This is a genomic window from Anaplasma phagocytophilum (assembly GCF_023476575.1).
In the GTDB taxonomy this organism is placed as follows: domain Bacteria; phylum Pseudomonadota; class Alphaproteobacteria; order Rickettsiales; family Anaplasmataceae; genus Anaplasma; species Anaplasma phagocytophilum_A.
In genome coordinates this window covers 1-3636 of the sequence record NZ_JAHLEX010000107.1, presented here as the reverse complement: position 1 = coordinate 3636, position 3636 = coordinate 1, and the positions used below count along the sequence as shown (strand labels likewise).

Below are 3636 nucleotides of genomic sequence, written 5' to 3'. Positions count from 1 at the left end.
TTCTTGATCGTAGATGTAGTAAAAATCTGTGTTGTTGAGAGGATATCAAGAAGTGACGTCCTTAAAATTTCTGCTGCCCATTTTTTGTAGAGTATTTCAAGGTAAAAACACCTGTGGTAGGATTTGCGCTACACACTCTAGATGCAAACTATTACATGAATGTATATAGCGCAAGAAGTTGCAAACGTAGCTGTGGAATGTGCTTAGAGTTGATCAACACGCACGCTGTTATACCTACTGTTGCTGAATTCTTTATATTTTCCTTCCAACAGTTCTAGAGATATTGTGCTGATGTCTGATATCTTTAAAACATATTCTGGTATCGTCTTTCCTATCAAAGCATGTGGTACATCTGCAAAAATAGACTCAAACTCGTGCTGATTTTCAACACTGACAGTAACTATAATACGACTCTGAGATTCAGAGAATAGCACCGTCTTAGCCCACATGTCATTTTGCGGTATGTCAGAGGTAATGACAGAACTAAGATCAATTTCTGCCCCCATATGACCGCCTATGAGAGATTTAATTAGACTTGTAGCCAGTCCCCCTAAACTTGGGGCAATTGCTGAAGCGACAACTTTTCTTATAGAAGCTTGATGGAACCCTTTGTATAGTCGTATTGCGCTTCCAGCATTAACGCTAGGTACGTTTTCATTCCCTAGGCCGCTATAGAGCTGGTATTCAGACATTCCTAGTTCGTTGTAAGTCGTTCCAAGAACATATATAAGGCTTGGACCTTTGACGTGTTGTGTAATCGCGTTACCTACATCTTCTATAATACCCAATGTTGATACCAAAAGAGAAGGTAGAGCGGAAATATGTATGGGTGTCCCACTGCCATTATAACCATGGAAGTCATTGAACATACTGTCTTTTCCGGAGATAAATGGTGTGCCAAAAGCAGTAGCATAGTCATAACACGCTTTAGCAGCTTGCTTTAACTGCCATAACCTTTTGGGGTTTGTAGCATCACACCAGCAAAAATTATCTATCAAAGCCATGTGTTCTATGTTGCCACCTACGGATATATGGTGACGTATTGCAGTGTCTATAGCACATGCGGCCATGTTATATGGATCGATTTCAGCGTATACACACCCGAATCCCTGCGCCTTAACTACACCTCGGTTAGATGATAATACAGGCCGTAACACGACGGCATCGCCACAGATATGTCCCTTACCCTGTAGTGGTTTTATAGCTGAAGATCCCTGCACTTCATGGTCGTATTGAGAAACCAAAAATTCCCTACTACAGATATTCTTGCGTTTCATCATGTTCAGGAGGTCTTCCTCTATGCTCATGTTATGTGTAACTTTTGCATGGGTATAAGTAGATGGCCGCTTTTCTGTGTATAGGGTCAATGCTGGGTTCCCGTTATGTAGGAAATCTGTGTCAATATCCATTATGACAGTGCCATTATGGCGTACTACTGCCCTTCCAGTATTGTTAAATTCTCCTATAACACTAATCTCCACATCATGCTTTAGCATCAGCGCTTCTAAAGCAAGATATTGCTCAGGAGATACAGAGAGGGTCATTCTTTCTTGGGATTCGGAAACCCATATTTCCCAAGGCATTATTTTGTCAGTTTTGAGTGGGACTTTCTCCAAATCTACTATGAACCCCTTTTCACCCATTTCGCCTACGGAAGAAGAAAGCCCACCGGCACCGTTGTCGGTAATAGCATTATATAAGCCACGATCTCTAGCCTCCTTTACAATAGCATCGGAGAGTTTTTTCTGAGTGATAGGGCTTCCTACTTGTACCACAGTGCAACCTACGTTCTCCTTAAGTGCATGTGATGAGAATGTGGCGCCGTGAATTCCATCTCTTCCAGCTCTACCGCCTATTACCACTATATAATCTCCGTTTCTCACGGTTTTTATGTGAGCAGGCTTTTCTCCAATACGACGTGGTATAATGCCTGTGCTACCAACGAAAACCAGAGGCTTGCCACAGAAGCGATTATGAAAATACATCGAGCCTATAGCTGTGGGAATTCCCGAACAGTTTCCGCCTGTGTTTACGCCCAATATCACCCCATCCATAATTTGTGTGGGTGAAAGCACGGGTTCTTTACATTCTTTATCTCTATATAAGGGTTGCTCTAGGGATTCTGCAAAGCAAAAATAGTAGGCGTTCATGATAGGTTTTGCACCCAGGCCAAATCCTATGATATCTCTATTCACGCCGAGTATTCCAGTTTCTGCTCCTCCAAAAGGATCCAGGGCAGATGGGCTGTTGTGTGTTTCTACTTTGTCTACTACTAGGAAATCGTCATCAAATACTATTGCACCTGCATTATCAGAGAACGTAGATACACATATCGGCGAGTTTATATCTTTGGTAGCACGCTTTATGTAATGCTTGTACAAGCCTTCCGCAATTTCATCTATGGAGGACGAAAATATGTTGTGTTTGCAGTGCTCTGACCAGGTTTGAGCAAGAGTTTCCAATTCAATGTCATTGGGTGATCTATTATACTTCTCAAAATAAGCTCTTATCGCTTTTAAGGCGTCTAAAGAGAGATTTAACGGCCCCCTATTTTGTATTCCATCTTTACTAATTTGCATTAATTCATTGTCACTGACATGCAAATCGACACTACACACGTTCTTAGAGTATGGTGCCGAGCCCCCGATATCAAGAGCTCTAAGGTATGGTATAGGGTGGGGGGTATGGCTAAGATTAGCCATACCCCTATTGAGTTCTTCTACATGTTGATTGCCAACAAACTGTACGTTAAATAGTTTTTTGCTGGGGTCATGCCTTACCAGTTTGCAGTACTTGACCAGAGGATTACAATTTTTTGCTTGGGGATTGGATATTTTGTAAAAAGAAATCTCTGAAGCATGCACGCGCACATTTTCAATACCAAAGGATTCTCTTATAATTTGTGCCGCAGTATCTCCGACATTATCTGTCATTCCGGGAAGATACGCCGTTTCTATGGAAGATGCAGCATTGAAAACGTCAAACATGTCATATGGGGTTCCGGACACCACGTTTCTGTAACCAGGTAGCCCTGGGGAATATACATTGTCTTCGTAAACGAAAGCGTAGAATTTATCAGTCACGGCATTAGAAAGTAGCTGTCCTATGCGTACCACTAGCTCTTTATCGACTTCATCAGGCAGGCTAACTGTGTAAACCTGCTTATTTTCGGGCTTCAATATACTGTCAACTACTATACTGATTATCATATTCTAACGACGCAACCATTATTTACTGTATTATTACAGATACTTGGTTTTTCAGACACTAAAATAATAGCGTAAACTGTGATACGACGAGGAAATTACAGTAGTGCTGTAAATTTAAGAAGTGGGATTGCTGACTTAAATAAGTATGTTTGTTGGGTACATTGAGGATTTGCACAATACATAACAAAGATGCTTCTGGAGTCTTTTTAGTTGTACTAATATTGTGCGTGTTAATTTGGAGGTGGTTCATTGTCAAGTGTGCTAGAGTAGCTATGTATGCCCACAGAGCATGCATTTATCTTGTTTTGGGTGAACGTACCAGGTTTTGCCACAGATACTGTATGCAGGAATACAGTAAAGTCAGTAAGAGCATAGCTCTCTCGATGTCCTAATTTGTGCAGGAAGATTAATCTATTTGGCCTCCCTC

At 41.3% G+C, this 3636-nt stretch carries 1 protein-coding gene; it reads right to left on the bottom strand.

The genetic code is table 11. The features are described 5' to 3' along the window. Positions 1-203: 203 nt before the first annotated feature. Positions 204-3209, bottom strand: a complete 3006-nt coding sequence (locus tag KPX09_RS04720; protein WP_249549220.1) for a phosphoribosylformylglycinamidine synthase subunit PurL — start codon at positions 3207-3209, stop codon at positions 204-206. Positions 3210-3636 lie beyond the last annotated feature (427 nt).

Coding starts and splice junctions, on each gene's coding strand:
- KPX09_RS04720 (WP_249549220.1), bottom strand. CDS start 3,209: ATGATAATCAGTATAGTAGTTGACAGTATATTGAAGCCCGAAAATAAG.